The organism is Paenibacillus sp. IHBB 3054, assembly GCF_051594305.1.
Lineage (GTDB): Bacteria > Bacillota > Bacilli > Paenibacillales > Paenibacillaceae > Paenibacillus_AQ.
Map to the genome: position 1 here is coordinate 62,710 of NZ_JBOFBG010000009.1, position 14,166 is coordinate 76,875.

The 14,166-nt window shown below is 51.2% G+C and carries 12 protein-coding genes; all 12 read left to right on the forward strand.

The window, feature by feature from the left end; genetic code table 11:
* Positions 1-209: 209 nt before the first annotated feature.
* The 12 genes from ACQ76X_RS12775 (at position 210) to ACQ76X_RS12830 (ending at position 14,163) form a co-directional block, all read left to right on the forward strand.
* Positions 210-1,523: an oligosaccharide flippase family protein gene (locus ACQ76X_RS12775; protein WP_438494259.1), complete on the forward strand. Its 1,314-nt coding sequence runs from the start codon at positions 210-212 to the stop codon at positions 1,521-1,523.
* On the forward strand, positions 1,498-2,667 hold the full coding sequence (locus tag ACQ76X_RS12780) for a glycosyltransferase family 4 protein (RefSeq protein ID WP_438494261.1): 1,170 nt from the start codon (positions 1,498-1,500) through the stop codon (positions 2,665-2,667). The genes ACQ76X_RS12775 and ACQ76X_RS12780 overlap by 26 nt, the downstream gene beginning before the upstream one ends.
* Positions 2,668-2,684: 17 nt before the next feature.
* The gene (locus ACQ76X_RS12785) at positions 2,685-3,893 is read left to right on the forward strand and encodes a hypothetical protein (RefSeq protein WP_438494263.1); all 1,209 of its coding nucleotides are present in this window, start codon (positions 2,685-2,687) and stop codon (positions 3,891-3,893) included.
* Positions 3,894-3,915: 22 nt separating this feature from the next.
* A complete protein-coding gene (locus tag ACQ76X_RS12790) occupies positions 3,916-5,043 on the forward strand; it encodes a glycosyltransferase family 4 protein (RefSeq protein ID WP_076109982.1) in 1,128 nt (375 codons plus the stop codon).
* A 40-nt stretch (positions 5,044-5,083) separates the two neighbouring features.
* Positions 5,084-6,328, forward strand: a complete 1,245-nt coding sequence (locus ACQ76X_RS12795; RefSeq protein WP_438494265.1) for a glycosyltransferase family 4 protein — start codon at positions 5,084-5,086, stop codon at positions 6,326-6,328.
* 16 nt (positions 6,329-6,344) lie between these two features.
* Positions 6,345-7,718 (forward strand): sugar phosphate nucleotidyltransferase, encoded by a 1,374-nt coding sequence (locus ACQ76X_RS12800; RefSeq protein WP_038586552.1) that lies wholly within the window; start codon positions 6,345-6,347, stop codon positions 7,716-7,718.
* 36 nt (positions 7,719-7,754) lie between these two features.
* A complete protein-coding gene (locus ACQ76X_RS12805; RefSeq protein ID WP_438494267.1) occupies positions 7,755-9,494 on the forward strand; it encodes a hypothetical protein in 1,740 nt (579 codons plus the stop codon).
* 239 nt (positions 9,495-9,733) lie between these two features.
* Positions 9,734-10,483: a YveK family protein gene (locus ACQ76X_RS12810; protein ID WP_438494269.1), complete on the forward strand. Its 750-nt coding sequence runs from the start codon at positions 9,734-9,736 to the stop codon at positions 10,481-10,483.
* On the forward strand, positions 10,464-11,132 hold the full coding sequence (locus tag ACQ76X_RS12815; protein WP_438494271.1) for a CpsD/CapB family tyrosine-protein kinase: 669 nt from the start codon (positions 10,464-10,466) through the stop codon (positions 11,130-11,132). Before ACQ76X_RS12810 ends, ACQ76X_RS12815 begins: the two co-directional genes overlap by 20 nt.
* A 23-nt stretch (positions 11,133-11,155) precedes the next feature.
* A complete protein-coding gene (locus tag ACQ76X_RS12820) occupies positions 11,156-12,529 on the forward strand; it encodes an O-antigen ligase family protein (protein WP_438494273.1) in 1,374 nt (457 codons plus the stop codon).
* Between the two features lie 17 nt (positions 12,530-12,546).
* Positions 12,547-13,611, forward strand: a complete 1,065-nt coding sequence (locus ACQ76X_RS12825) for a glycosyltransferase family 4 protein (RefSeq protein ID WP_438494275.1) — start codon at positions 12,547-12,549, stop codon at positions 13,609-13,611.
* Between the two features lie 3 nt (positions 13,612-13,614).
* Positions 13,615-14,163: a WcaF family extracellular polysaccharide biosynthesis acetyltransferase gene (locus ACQ76X_RS12830; RefSeq protein WP_038586568.1), complete on the forward strand. Its 549-nt coding sequence runs from the start codon at positions 13,615-13,617 to the stop codon at positions 14,161-14,163.
* Positions 14,164-14,166: the final 3 nt, after the last annotated feature.

Genomic DNA, 14,166 nt, shown 5'->3' on the forward strand with positions numbered 1-14,166 from the left:
TTTCGATACAGCATAGGTGATCTAACAGGGGACGGCGCTGCCGTCCTTTATTCAAAAATAAGAATTTGTATGCTTCACGCTATAAATTATCCTTCTATTTCTCGCTGAAACGGATACCGTCCTATTGAGGACGACGAAGCCGTTTCCACTTGTGAAGGCTGAAAGCGGGTGAGTGCTCTGTGACCGCACTGAGATTGAGGCTGGCAGGGTTGAGACGCAATCGCGATTTCAATAACGTCATTTACAGCCTGCTTTCTTATTGTATTACTCCTGTCGTTCTGTTCATTTCAACGCCGCTGCTGCTCAGGCATCTGGGTGATCAGCAGTACGGGCTGTGGATTCTTATCCAATCGGTGCTTAATGTGCTGGCGGTATCGAATTTCGGCCTTGGCAATGCGCTGATCAAGCTGGGCTCCGAGAGTGACAGCGAAGAGAGATTTAATGCCCTCTTCCGGGTAACGCTTACGCTGTCGGTTATTCTGGCGGTGTCGGCGAGTCTTTTTCTTCTTCTGTTCGGCACTTATATTTTTCCTTTGCTGGTGAAGGCGGAAGGGCTGGATACCGTGCTGTCCGTCTCCTATTTTCTTAGCGGAATCATCGGCATTCGGATCATCAACGGTATTCTTTCCGGTGCCTACATGGCTAAGCAGCGTTACGATCTGAACAGCAAGGTGAATATCGTATTCAATCTGGCGAGCTCGATTGGCTTCACCATACTGGCCGTCATGTATGGAGACTTGTATCTGCTGGTGCAGTGGATGTTCGTGTTTACGGTGCTGCTGGCAGTATGCAATATCTTCGTTACACGCAAGGCGCTTCCCGGACTTCGATTTGCTCCCTATTTCGAGCGGGACAGCTTCAGAAGGCTGTTTCATTACGGGATTTATTCCTGGGGCCAAATGTTGATCAGCACGCTGAATGCCCAGATGGACAAATTGATTATCGGGGGATTTCTGGGTGCCAAAGTACTGGGGTACTACACGGTTTGCATGCAGGTGGTAGTGAAAATCCATGAAATTCCCGCTGCGGCCGGAGGATATTTACTGCCTAAATTCAGTTCACTTTCCAAGAGTGATGACCGCCGGGAAATCAGGAGGACCTATCATCAGTCACTGGTCATTGCCATTTCATTCGTAGGAGCTGCGGGTTTGGCAGCATTTGTGCTGGCCAAGCCAATTCTGTCCCTATGGATCAGCCCGGAGTTTGCTGAAGCCCATTATGTGCTGTTCCAGGTGCTGGTATTGTCGGTATCTCTGGGTGCACTTGGTGTAGTCCCCTATTATTGTCTGAATGGAACCGGGTACGTCAGGCTTAATACTGCCATTTCACTTCTCACCACACTGGTGACAATGGGTCTGTTTGTTCTATTGATCCCGAGATATGGTGCCATAGGCATCGGCCTGGGCAAATTTGTCGGCATACCGCTGGTTGTCTTCTCCCTGTATTACGTGGAGAAAGTGGTTCTGAATGGCAGCGGTCAAAGGAGGGAACCGGTTCGTGAAGGGACGATGGAAAGCATCTGAAGAGAATCATCAGAAGAAGTACCTGTTCTTTGATTTGCTGAATACTGGACATCATTATCAATATAATCTGGCTGTGATGAAGGGGGTATTGAAGGGGGCGCCCTCCAGTGAAGTCACATACTATTCCAGTAGACTGGAGGAGAACAGGCGGGCGGAGCTTGAGGCAGCAGGGATCAGTTATCAGCGGGCGGTGGAAAGGCGGTACCACCGTTATATGCCGTCCATGCTGGTCCGTGCGCTGCTTCTGCTGCAGGTGCTGCGTTTTGCTTACAAGCATAAGTCCGTTCTGCATCTGTTATATCTGGATACGCTGATCATTCCGCTGGTGTTCCTGATTCCTGCGCTGAGGGGGATGAAAATAACAGCGACGCTTCACTGGTATCCGCCAAGAGAGAGCAAGCGCAGGCTGCTGAGGAATCTGCTGCGGCGTCAACATCTCGATAAGCTTATTGTTCACGGGGATTATCTGAGGAAGCAGGTGCTGGAACTGACCAGCGTGGAGCAGTCAAGAGTAAGCTCTATCGTGTATCCCAACCTGCATCCTGCCGTAGTGCAGGAAACCGTTCAAGCGCCGGACATCCATGCCAGCCAAGGCGCTGCGGAGTTCGTGCCGACCTTACTCTGCTTCGGCGGCCTGCGGTATGACAAGGGGATTGACCTGCTATTGGAAGCAGCCGGGAGACTAACCGGCCAGCCGTTCTCTATCCTCGTCGCAGGCAGGGAGCAGGATTTCACACGCGGCGATTTGGAGCAGATCATCCGTGACAAGGGACTGGAGCACAAGGTAGAGCTATGTTTGGAATATATTCCGGATCATGAGGTGCCGTTATATTTCGAGCGGGCGGACATCATTGTGCTGCCTTACCGCAAAATGTTCTCCGGCCAAAGCGGACCGCTGACCGAAGCGGCGGCCAGAGGCAAGGTGATTATTGGACCGAGCCACGGGGAGATCGGGTACTGTATTGAGCGTTATGGACTGGGGGTCAGCTTCCGGGCGGAGGATATCAGCGATCTTGGCGACAAAATCGTCTATGCCATACATAACATGGATGAACTCCGCCGGAAATCACAAAGCTCGGAGTATAAGGCGCTCCTGTCGCCGGGTATTTTCGAGCAGCGGTATTTCGAGGAGCTTGCCGGGTAGGAGGGAGGATAATGTAAATGGCGTTCGTTTTAAAAATCGGATTCCTGCTGGTGACCGCCTTTTTGATCAAGCCCACGGCTTTGGGAGAGAACTACTCCATGCTGGGAATCGCAGCGGCTATGCTTGCCCTTTTGTTTCATCTCATTGATTGCCGGGTGCATCCCATGAAGAAAATATCCATTCAGGGCCCTCATCGGCTTGTGCTGTTCCTGGTACTGCTGCTGTTCAGCTACCTGCTAGGCCACGCCATGCTGATGAACTCCATCTTCCTGCTGAATGTGTTGAAAGCGGCAGTGCTGAACTGCACCGTAGTTCTCGTTGCGGCCTTCATCCTAAGCGAGGCAAGGGCCAACTATATTTTCTTTCGCAGCATGGTGATCATTTTTATTGGATTCATTGCGTCCTACTATATGACCATCACGCTGGCTGTATTTGTGACTCCCCTGGAGCAGCTGGAGTTGTTCCGGATCCAAATCGGGGACTATCCCTCCTCAGGGATGACCTACTTCCCCTTCACCGTCATGTACGGCGTTTACACCGTAGACGGTATCCGGTTTCCGCGGCTGCTGGGGCTGTTCAGGGAATCGGGCATTCTGCAGATGTTCCTGATCTGGTCATTGTTCAATCTGAAGTCCATCCGGCTTAACCGGTTATGGATTAAAGGAACACTGCTGCTGGGGATTATCGCTTCGTTCTCAACGGCAGGGCTTGCGATTCTCTTCGCCAACCTTGTGCTGTATCTCTTTATGAATAAAAAAGTGATGAGAGGCGTCGTCTTGCTCTGCTTAACCTATGTGGTGGTCATGTACGCCCCGTTTATCGGGATCAACGACAAGACGGAAACGCATGGCGCTTCCATCTCGGACCGTACCATGGCTACAGAAGCAGGGCTGGAAGCGCTCGGGAACAATCCGTTCGGTGAAGGCATGTACAACACCCGTATTCCCAACGCGGGGATCAACCTGGTAGCAGCTTCTTCCATGATCGGCGTGGCCGGCGTGCTGCTCGCGATGCTTGTCTATCTGGTACCGGCGCTTGCTGCCGGGGACCGCAGGCGGTATTTACTCGCAGTCATTCCCATTATTCTGACTTCGCTGATCTCACAACCGCTGCTGGATGCCCCGCTGCTCTATCTGTTGCTGATGGCCCCGTACAAGGGCGAAGAGGAACCACAACCCGAAGGGGCGGCATTACTTGTTCAACCCGCTTTGGAATACATCCGTTAGGATCAAGAAAAGGTAGGGTCTTATGATAAAAACACTATTGATAGCCTATCAGATCGCCCCGTACCGTATCCCGGTCTATAACACGATCGACGCATCGGAGGATATCGATCTTACGGTCTGGTTTCTGGAGGAGAAGGAAGCCAACCGGGAATGGAATATTGATTATCAGGATATGCGATTCCGGTACAGCTGCCTGCGCGGGTTCCATTTGTTCATTCAGCGTATGGATTTCGGGGTGCATATCAACCCGGGCTTATTCTTTAAGCTGGTACGCCTGAATCCCGATGTGATTATCACCACGAGCTATGACGCGATTGGCTATTGGGTCAGCTTGTTCTACGCCAAGCTCTTCCGTAAAAAGTTCGTAGTCTGGTGGGGCAGCACGCTGGAGAGCAGCAGAGTGAAGAACCGGGCGATGAATGCGGTGCGCGGATTGTATTTCCGTTCGGCGGATTCCTTTGTAACCTATGGCTCGGACTCAGCCAGATGCCTGAACCACTACGGCATTCCGGATGAGAAAATGGCTGTCGGCTTCAATACGGTGGATATCCGCTATTACTACCGGAAACGCCTGGCGGTTAAGCCCCATAAGGAAGAGGAGGGGCTGCTGAATCTCCTGTTTGTCGGTCAACTGATCAAGCGGAAGGGCCTGGAGGAGACTATCCAGTCATTGGCCCGGCTGAACCAAGAGAACTGGAGGCTGCGGATTATCGGCACGGGACCGGATGAGAAGAAGCTGAAGGAAATGGTCCGGCGGTACGGCATGGAAGAGAAGGTGCTGTTCGAGGGCTACAAGCAGAAAGAGGAGCTGACCGGCTATTTGGCGGCGGCCGACTGCCTGCTGGTCCCTTCGCTAATTGAGGTGTGGGGGCTTGTGGTCAACGAAGCACTTGTCTCCAACACCTTCGTGCTGGCTTCCAAATATGCCGGCGTGACGAGTGATCTGATTGTCGACAAGGAGAACGGGATCATCGCCGATCCTCTGGACCCGGCCAGTATGGATGAAGCGATGCAGTGGCTGTTCGACAATGTATCCTATTTAAAAGCAGACCGGAAGATCAAGCTGAGCATGTGGAAGAAGCTGCATCCCACGACCTATGCCAAATCAGTGGTCCGGGCCATCCGGATGGCGAGCCGGCCCAGCCATTAAAAAGGTAAGGCTAAGATTATTTCGAGAGAGGTGCAAGGCTATGAAGCCGAAAATTGTGTTCGTGATCAATTATTTTTACCCGGATTATGCTTCCACCGGCCAACTGCTGACCGAGCTGTGCCTGCATCTGCAGAATGACTTTCAAATTACCGTCATTGCTTCGCAGCCCGGCTATTCCGGGGAGGCGAACACAGAGAAGAGAAGATTCATTACCGATCACCTGGAGAATATTGAAATTATCCGTATCCGTCTTCCTGTGGTCAATAAGCTGAATAAATGGAGTAGGCTGCGATATATCGTAACCTACTTTTTTTATGCCATTGTTGCCGTGCTGAAGCAAAGAAACGTGGATTTTATCTATACGATCTCACAGCCGCCGATCCTCGGGGGGCTGATCGGAACGATCGGCAAGCTGCTGAAACGGTCGAAGCATATTTATAATATCCAGGATTTCAACCCGGAGCAGGCGAAGGCGGTCGGCTTCATGCAGAATGCCAGGCTGATGAAGCTTGCCCAGTGGGTGGACACCCTGAACTGCAAGCTGGCGGATCACATTATTACGGTAGGCCAGGATATGCAGGAGACCCTGCTGAGACGGTTTGCCAACAAGAAGGTGACAGAGAATACCGTCATTAACAATTGGACCAATGAACAGGAGATTATTCCCTTAAGCAGGGAGCATCCGCAGGTCCAGGGCTTCCTCGAGAAGCATGGCCTGCAGAATAAATTCATTGTGATGTATTCCGGAAACCTCGGGCTCTATTACGATCTGGAGAACCTGATCAAGCAGACGGCAGCCTTCCGTCATCTCGACAATCTCGCCTTCGTCTTTATCGGAGAGGGAGCGGTGAAAGCCAAAATGCAGGAATATGTGGCGGAGCACGAACTCTCGCAGGTCTATTTTCTGCCTTACCAGCCGAAAGAGGATCTGGTGTATTCCCTGAACGCTGCCCATGTACATCTGGTAGTCAATCAGAAGGGAATCAAGGGTGTCTCCGTTCCCAGTAAAATCTACGGGGTTATGGCTGCAGGCAAGCCGGTGCTTGGTGTCCTTGAGAACGGAAGTGAGGCGTACCGCCTGATTCGGGAAAGCAACTGCGGTCTTCTCGTCGAGCCTCACAGTTATGAGGAGGTTGTCCGCAGCGTGCTGGCTTTATATGAATGGGATCGTGAAGAGCTGGAGGCCTGCGGGATGCGGGGAAGAGCCTATTTGGAACAGTATTTAAGAAGAGAACTGTCTCTTGAACGTTATAGAGAGCTGCTGCTGTCTTTGAAAATCTCATAAAAAGGTGGGGGAATTCATGAAGCTGGTGTTATTGTCCGGGGGTTCCGGAAAAAGATTGTGGCCGTTATCCAACGATTCCCGCTCCAAGCAGTTTCTCAAAGTACTGGAGAACGAAGAGAAGGAAATGGTCTCTATGGTCCAGAGGGTATGGGGGCAGATTGAGCGCAGCGGACTGGGTGCATCCACGTTTGTAGCTACGGGGAAATCGCAGATTGAAATGATGCACAGCCAGCTCGGCCCGCATGTGCCTCTGATTATCGAGCCGGAACGCAGGGATACCTTCCCGGCCATCGCGCTTACAGCGGCCTATCTGTATTCCTTCATCGGAGTAGATCCGGATGAAGTGATCGCCATTCTTCCGGTGGACCCGTTTGTGGAAAACCGCTTTTTTGATACCGTCAAGCAGTTGGAGGAGGTTGTGTCGGCAACGAGAGCGGATCTTGCACTGATCGGCGTGCAGCCCACGTATCCCTCTTCCAAATACGGCTATATCATCCCTGAAAGCGGCGCGGATTCTTCCGGCGGCAGCCTGAAAGTCAGCCATTTCCGTGAGAAACCGCAGGAAGAGGAGGCCAAAAACCTGATTGCCCAGGGCGCCCTGTGGAACTGCGGAGTGTTTGCCTTTAGGCTCGGCTATCTTATTGATATATTGAGCGGGCAAGGCTTGCCTGTGAACTATGAGGAGCTGTCGGAGCAATATGACCAACTGCCCAAGATCAGCTTTGATTATGAAGTGGTAGAGAAGGCAGCCCATATCACTGTGGTTCCCTATGAAGGTTACTGGAAGGATCTCGGGACGTGGAACACTCTTACAGAAGAGATGAAAAACAATCAAATCGGCAGAGGAACGATCAGCGGGGATTGCAGCAACACCCATCTGATCAATGAGATTGATATCCCTGTATCCATTATCGGTTTATCCGATATTGTCGTGGCGGTGAGCCCGGACGGGATTCTGGTCACAGACAAGAGCGAAAGCCCGAGAATCAAGGACTACATTGATTATAATCAGGGACCGATGTATGAAGAGCGTCAATGGGGCTGGGTAAGAATACTGGATGACCAGTCGTATGAGGACGGACGCTGTGCCGTTACCAAACGGGTATGCATTCTTGGCGGCAAAAGTCTCAGTTACCGGATGCACACCAGCCGGGAAGAGGTTTGGACCATTATTAAGGGAGAGGCAGAGTTTGTGCAGAACGGGAATTTCATGCTAATCGGCCCGGGCAATGTCCTGCATATTCCGATGAAGACATTGCATACGCTCAGAGCTTCTGCCGACCTGGAGATGATAGTGGTCCAAAGCGGGCAGGTACGGGAACCTAACCGGATGCTCGAGCTGTATCCTACATGGGATGAGATGTCACAGCATTGCTTCAAAACCTCCTGAATAGTCGAATCATCCTAACCCAAAGGAGGCCAACACATGCATGCAATCGCCGATCAGCTGGAGGAAATCGTTCAGAGGCGTTATAACCGCTGGAAAAATGCAGAGCTGCCCGCTTATCTCAGCAAAGAGCTGAATGAGCTGAAGTCTGCGGAAATTATCGACCGCTTCTATCAAGATTTGCAGCTTGAGGATCATGGCATTTACGGAATTACCGGGGTTGGAACGAACCGGATGAATATATTTACGATCCGCCGCGTTTGCCGGGGACTGGCTGAGGAGATTAAGAGCCGCGGTTTTGCCGCCGGGCAGAGAGGCATAGCCATCGGCTATGATTCAACCTCCTTTTCCAAAGGGCTTGCGGAGCAGGCGGCGCTCGTTCTGGCGAATCATGAGGTGAAATGTTATCTGTTCCGCCAGCCTTCTCCCGCAGGTGAACTGGCCTTCGCCGTACGGTATTTACATGCTGCCGGAGGGCTGCTCATGTCGAGCGGGGGGGAGGCCTCCGGCTACAGCGGCTGCACCCTTTATGATGAGCATGGAATGCCGGTAGAGACGGAGACCAACCTGCGCTTGGCCCGTTACATGGAGCAGTGGGAAGATGGGCTTCATATCGGATTGATGAATGTAGAGGAGGCGGCCCGTACGGGCAGGCTCGTCTTTACCGGGGAGGAAGTCGCCAGCGCCTATCTGGAAGATGTGGACCGGATTCCGGTCTCCCGGGAAATCAATCAAATCATGGGCGCTTCTGTGCGTATCCTTTATATCCAGCCGGGGCAGGGGGAGGCAGGACTGCTGCGCAGCACGCTTCTGCGTTCCGGCTTTACCTCGGTACATGTCGTTCAGGACCCGAAGCTGCAGAGCGCGAAGTCGTCCTCCCAATACTTTGAGCTGTACGATTGGCGGCTGGCAAATGAGGCGGCTGCGGAGATGAATGCCGATCTGATTCTGGCGTTCAACCCGCAGTATAGTGAGCTGGCCTTGTCCATTAAGACGGAAATGGGCAAGTATCTTGTATTAAGCCACAGTGAAACGGCGGCGCTTCTTCTCCACTATCTTTTGCGGCAAAAGAACAACAGAGGGGGAAGCACTGCCGGTGGAGTGCTGCTTAAGTCTTTTTTTACAAGTGATCTTGCCTCGGCCATTGCCCGAAAAGAGGGGATTAAGACGATCAATGTTACCGGAGGTTTTGGCGGAGGGGCATCGCTGGGGAAATTTTGCCGATCGGGCAATCTCCCTTTTCTGTTCGGTTACGATGAGGACGGCGGATTTGCGGTCGGGGGCTCCATTGCTGGCAGTGACGCCATTCAGTATGCTGTGCTGATTGCCGAGATGTCAGCCTATTTTAAGTCCAGGGGCAGAACACTTGGCAAAGAGCTGCTGGACTTGTATGCGGAGCACGGCTGGTTCGCAGATGACAGGATAGAGCTTACATACCGCGGACTTGAAGGCCGGCAGAGGGTGAGCTTTATCATGGGGCGGCTGAGCAAGGATGCGTTAAGAGTAGTGGGCGGATTAAAGGTTGAGCAGTTGTATGACTTCCGGGCCCGGGAGCATATCCAACTGGCCAAAGGCAAACATTTGGCGCTGGATATGCCGCGGTATGACGCGCTCAAATTTATAATGGAGGACGGGTCCTGGTATGGTCTGCGGCCGGTATCTGCACAGCCGGGCATTCAGCTGTTCCTCGGCAGCCATGCTTCTGACAGCCTTGCCAGCAGGAGGAAGCTTGCAGCCATACGATCCGACGTACTGTTTATGCTGGAAAGCATGCTGTAAAACTGAAAATTTTTATTTGTTTACAATGTTATTCGAAACGAATATAATTGAGTCGACAAATACTCTTATTGAGGTATTTTTTGAGAGCCTTAGAGACTGTCTGAAATTGCGGAATGGTGAAAATGGGCATGTAAAGAGGCATGGAAACGGGTTAAAGCAATAATTTATGTCTTGTGGGTCGCGTATTGAATAATTATTATTTTGTTATTCGTTCTAATAATTCGAATGGAGGAATTTGAGTGGAGTTAAAACAGTATTGGACCGTAATCCGAAAGCGATTATGGCTGCTGGTCCTGCTTGTTGTTGTGATTACTACCGCCACGGGGATATACACGTATGAATACACCGAGAAGCAGTATACGGCGTCAACGAAGCTTATTGTAACCCCCAAGCAGGAGGTTGAGCTGCTTGGCGGTAAGCTGGATCTAAGCACCATCAACTCCAACATCCGGCTGATAGCGACCTACAAGGAGATCATCATGTCGCCGAGGATCATGAATCTGGTCGTCCAGCAGTATCCTCAGCTTGGCCTCACATCCGATGAAATGCTGAAGAAGGTAACTGTATCCGCCGTCGAGGAATCCCAGGTGATGTCCCTGGAGACAGTGGATACTTCTTACGCTCAGGCAGCTGCAATTGTGAATGCAGTGGCTGCCATATTCCAGTCAGAAGTGCCCAAGGTGATGAAAATAGATAATATCAGCGTCCTCAGTGAAGCCAATCCGGCGGATACTCCAGATCCCACATCACCGCAGCCGCTGCTCAATATGATTATCGGGCTAGTTCTGTCCCTGATGATCGGAACGGGGCTTATGTTCTTGCTCGATTACCTGGACGATACGATCAAGACGGAAGCGGATATCCGCGAAGTGCTCGGTCTCTCTACGTATTCGGCAGTTCCGGCGATTACCCAGCGGGACCGGGTGGCAGCCCCGAGAAATACAGCCAAGCCGACGAGGAGGAAGAAGAATGTCACGTTCGAAGTCTAAGCACTATCTGATTGCGGATCCCAGTCTGGATTCCCCGGCTGCCGAGGCCTACCGCAAGCTGCGGACTACTCTTGATTATTCGCACCAGGATGAAGGCATCCGGACGCTCATGATTACTTCGGCATTAAGCGGCGAGGGCAAAAGCACGACTGCCGCCAACCTGTCGATGGCTTACGCGCAGTGCCGGAAAAAAGTGCTGCTGATCGATGCGGACCTGCGCAGCCCGTCCCAGCACTCCATATTTAATGTAGAGCAAAACCCGGGAATCAGCGCAGTTCTAAATGGCCAGGCTCTGCTGGAGGATGTGCTTGTGCCCGTGCTTGACGGAACATTGACGCTGCTCCCGGCCGGACCCCTCTCCGGCAACCCTGCGGAGCTGCTGACCTCGCCGCGGATGAAAGATTTGCTGGCTGAGCTTAGCGGGAAGTTCGATCTTATCCTGATTGATACCCCTGCACTGCTGACCTACAGCGATGCCCAGATCATTGGGGCCCAGTGCGACGGCGTCCTGCTGGTAGTCAAGCCGGGCAAGGTGAAGAATGGCGCCGCGCTTAAGGCCAGAGAGAGTCTGGCGCTGGTTAAGGCCCGGGTGCTTGGAGCCGTCCTGAGCAACGTCAACCGCAAAAATGCCGGACGCTTTATCTACTAGAAGAAGGGTACAGGAGAATAGCTATGAATGCTTTCATTTATCTCGCTTTTGCATTGCTCCCGCTGGACAATTTCCCCTATATGTTCGGAGGAGCATACAAGCCGGTTTCTCTGATTTTTATCGTACTGTATTGTGTACTCAAGATTCCGGTACTGATCCGGATGAAGTTCCAGAGAAAGGAGATCTGGATCTTTATCGTTCTGGTATCGGCAGTCCTGATCTCCGCAATCCTGGGCCTGCAGAACAATTACTCCTTTGCGGGGCTTCAGGATGCAGTGGTTTCTCTGGCCGCCGGCATTATCATCTATCTGAGCTTCAGAATATATGTACATTCGAGCGAACACCGCAAGGATTCATTCCTGACCTTGTTCCGCTGGATGTTCAGAGGATATTGGCTGGCCGTCATAATCGGTCTGCTCCAGCTTGTATATATGTATGCCTTTCATAGCGGCGCGCTAAGCAGTGTAATCGGTTTTTTCGTCCAGAGGGATTCTTACGTCACCGCAGGACGGATGCATTTTACATTCTCGGAACCATCCTACATCGGACTTCATACCAATCTGCTGCTGTTCCCGGCCTATCTCATCCTGAAGAAATACAATTATTTAACGAAATCCGACAAAGTGCTGTTATGGATCTTTATCCCGTTATCGCTGCTCTCCTTGTCTATCCGTTATTATCTGGATCTGCTGTTTTTTGTGGTCGTGTATGTCATTGTTACCAGCAAGCCCGAAAAGTTCCTGATGTTATTCATGAAGTTTATGATGTACCTTGCGGCTGCTGCTGTTCTGCTGAATATCGTGTTTGTTAACAATCTCTTTCAATTAAAATCCGATCATTACTACCGTATTCTGCATATCTATGAGGATCCTGCCAGTATTACGGAAGATAATTCATTCAGCATCAGAAGCACTTACTCCAGCCTGGGTTTTCGATCCTTTCTCGATAAGCCGTGGTTCGGGTATGGAATGGGGAATTACTATTACGGCTTTATGCATAATTTGGACCATATTCCCGCTGATACCCTTGAAGAGAACGAGGAGCTTAGGGACGCTAAATACAATCTGACCCTCCCGCAATATAACATGTACACCCGGCTGCTGTCGGAATTCGGCCTGCTGGGGATTATGCTGATTTTATTATTGCTCTCTTTAGTAAGGCTCAGCCACAAGGGCAATTTCCCGAAGCTGATGGTCGTCCTGCTGTTGTATTCGCTTCTGCAATTTGATTCTTTTGCCTTCATCCAGGTGCTCTTTTGGGTGGCTATTCTGCAGAGCGAGGAGGTGTCCCGGCTGCGGATTGGCAAGGCGGAGAGCACAGAGAATAAAAGAAAGATGGCTAAGATGCATTCGGGCCCGTGGGTCCAGCTGCGGAGGTCAGAACATTATCCCAAGTGACAATGAAGGTGATCATAATGAAGAAAATCTGCATTATCGGCCAATTTCCCCCGCCTGTGCACGGATTGTCCAAAGCACTCGAGACACTTCTGAATTCCCGGCTTTTTAACGAAAAATACGAACTTACCCATGTGGATATCAAGGACAATAAGAAAGTTGCTGCTCATATGAGCAAGATCAACCGCCAGGACACAGATATTTTTTACTTTACCATTTCACAATCCAAGTGGGGCAATCTGCGGGATATGTTTATTCTGGCCAATCTGTTCAGGAAGGGCAAAAAAGTGGTCATTCATTATCACGGCGGCTACTTCAGACAGCTGTACAGCCAGTTTAATCCCCTGCAGCGGGCCATCAACAAGAAACTGCTCGCGAAAGTGGATGTGATGATTGTCCTCAGCAAAAGTCTGGAATGCCTGTTTGCCGGGATTGTCGATGCCGGGAAAATTAGAATTTGCGAGAACTGCATTGAGGACAGCCAGCTCTTAACCTCATGGGAATACGAGAGCAAAATCTTCAGGCTGATGGAAACCGAAAAACCGCTTGAGGTGGTATACCTGAGCAATTTCATTAAGAGCAAGGGATACTTCGATCTGTTGATGGCAGCGGAACGGCTCAAGGACCGGGACATTCATTTTCATTTTGCCGGCAGCTTCTTCAATCGGGAGGATGAGGAGGAGTTCCTGGCCTACATTCAGCAGAATGGGCTGCAGGATAAAGTGTCTTATCATGGCTTGGTAACCGGGGAGCGTAAGAAACGGCTGCTGGAGCGCTGCGATATCTTTGCGCTTCCGACCTATTATCCCAATGAAGGACAGCCGATCTCCATAATTGAAGCAATGGGCAACGGATTGGCCATTATCTCGACGAAACATGCCGGCATACCCGACATCGTATCCGAGGAGAACGGCTTTCTGATCGAACCGCAGTCGCCGGAGGCGATTGCCGGAGTCATCGCCGGACTGCTTCAGGACCGGAGCGGAATGAAGCAAATGGCTGATGAGAACCGGAGTAAGATTCTACGCAGGTATAAGGAAGCGGACTATCTAAAGCGGTTGGAACTAATTATGGATGAGGTCTGAACAATGAAGATGAACTTAGCGAAGTATGATCAATCCTGGTTCGTTAGAGGGAGAAGCGGCGCTGTAGTAATGCTGTGGTGGCTGATACAGGCAACCGTGTTCAGAGTGTCGCTGCACAATATGCACGGCTTCCGCAGCGCTTTGTTGCGTCTGTTCGGCGCACAGGTAGGCAAAGGGGTAAGGATAAGGCCTTCGGCGAAGTTCACGTATCCCTGGAAGGTCAAGATCGGTGATTATTCCTGGATTGGAGACCATGCGGAGCTGTACAGTCTGGACAGCATTGTGATCGGCGACCATTGTGTGATATCCCAGAACGCCTATTTATGTACAGGCAGCCATAAGCTGAATGATCCCCATTTCGGTCTCATTACGAAACCGATAGAGCTAAAAGACGGAGCATGGGTGGCTAGCCATGTCTTTGTATACCCCGGAGTAACAATCTATGAAATGGGAGTTGCAGGGGCAAGGAGCACCGTGATGAAAGATATCCCCGCGAACCAGGTTCATGTCGGATTTCCCGCCGTGTATTTCAAAGAACGATTCACGAGCTGAAAG

Excerpts from the sequence above, each read along its gene's own strand:
- ACQ76X_RS12785 (WP_438494263.1), top strand. The coding sequence starts at position 2,685 with ATGGCGTTCGTTTTAAAAATCGGATTCCTGCTGGTGACCGCCTTTTTG.
- ACQ76X_RS12790 (WP_076109982.1), top strand. The coding sequence starts at position 3,916 with ATGATAAAAACACTATTGATAGCCTATCAGATCGCCCCGTACCGTATC.
- ACQ76X_RS12795 (WP_438494265.1), top strand. The coding sequence starts at position 5,084 with ATGAAGCCGAAAATTGTGTTCGTGATCAATTATTTTTACCCGGATTAT.
- ACQ76X_RS12800 (WP_038586552.1), top strand. The coding sequence starts at position 6,345 with ATGAAGCTGGTGTTATTGTCCGGGGGTTCCGGAAAAAGATTGTGGCCG.
- ACQ76X_RS12805 (WP_438494267.1), top strand. The coding sequence starts at position 7,755 with ATGCATGCAATCGCCGATCAGCTGGAGGAAATCGTTCAGAGGCGTTAT.
- ACQ76X_RS12815 (WP_438494271.1), top strand. The coding sequence starts at position 10,464 with ATGTCACGTTCGAAGTCTAAGCACTATCTGATTGCGGATCCCAGTCTG.
- ACQ76X_RS12820 (WP_438494273.1), top strand. The coding sequence starts at position 11,156 with ATGAATGCTTTCATTTATCTCGCTTTTGCATTGCTCCCGCTGGACAAT.
- ACQ76X_RS12825 (WP_438494275.1), top strand. The coding sequence starts at position 12,547 with ATGAAGAAAATCTGCATTATCGGCCAATTTCCCCCGCCTGTGCACGGA.
- ACQ76X_RS12830 (WP_038586568.1), top strand. The coding sequence starts at position 13,615 with ATGAAGATGAACTTAGCGAAGTATGATCAATCCTGGTTCGTTAGAGGG.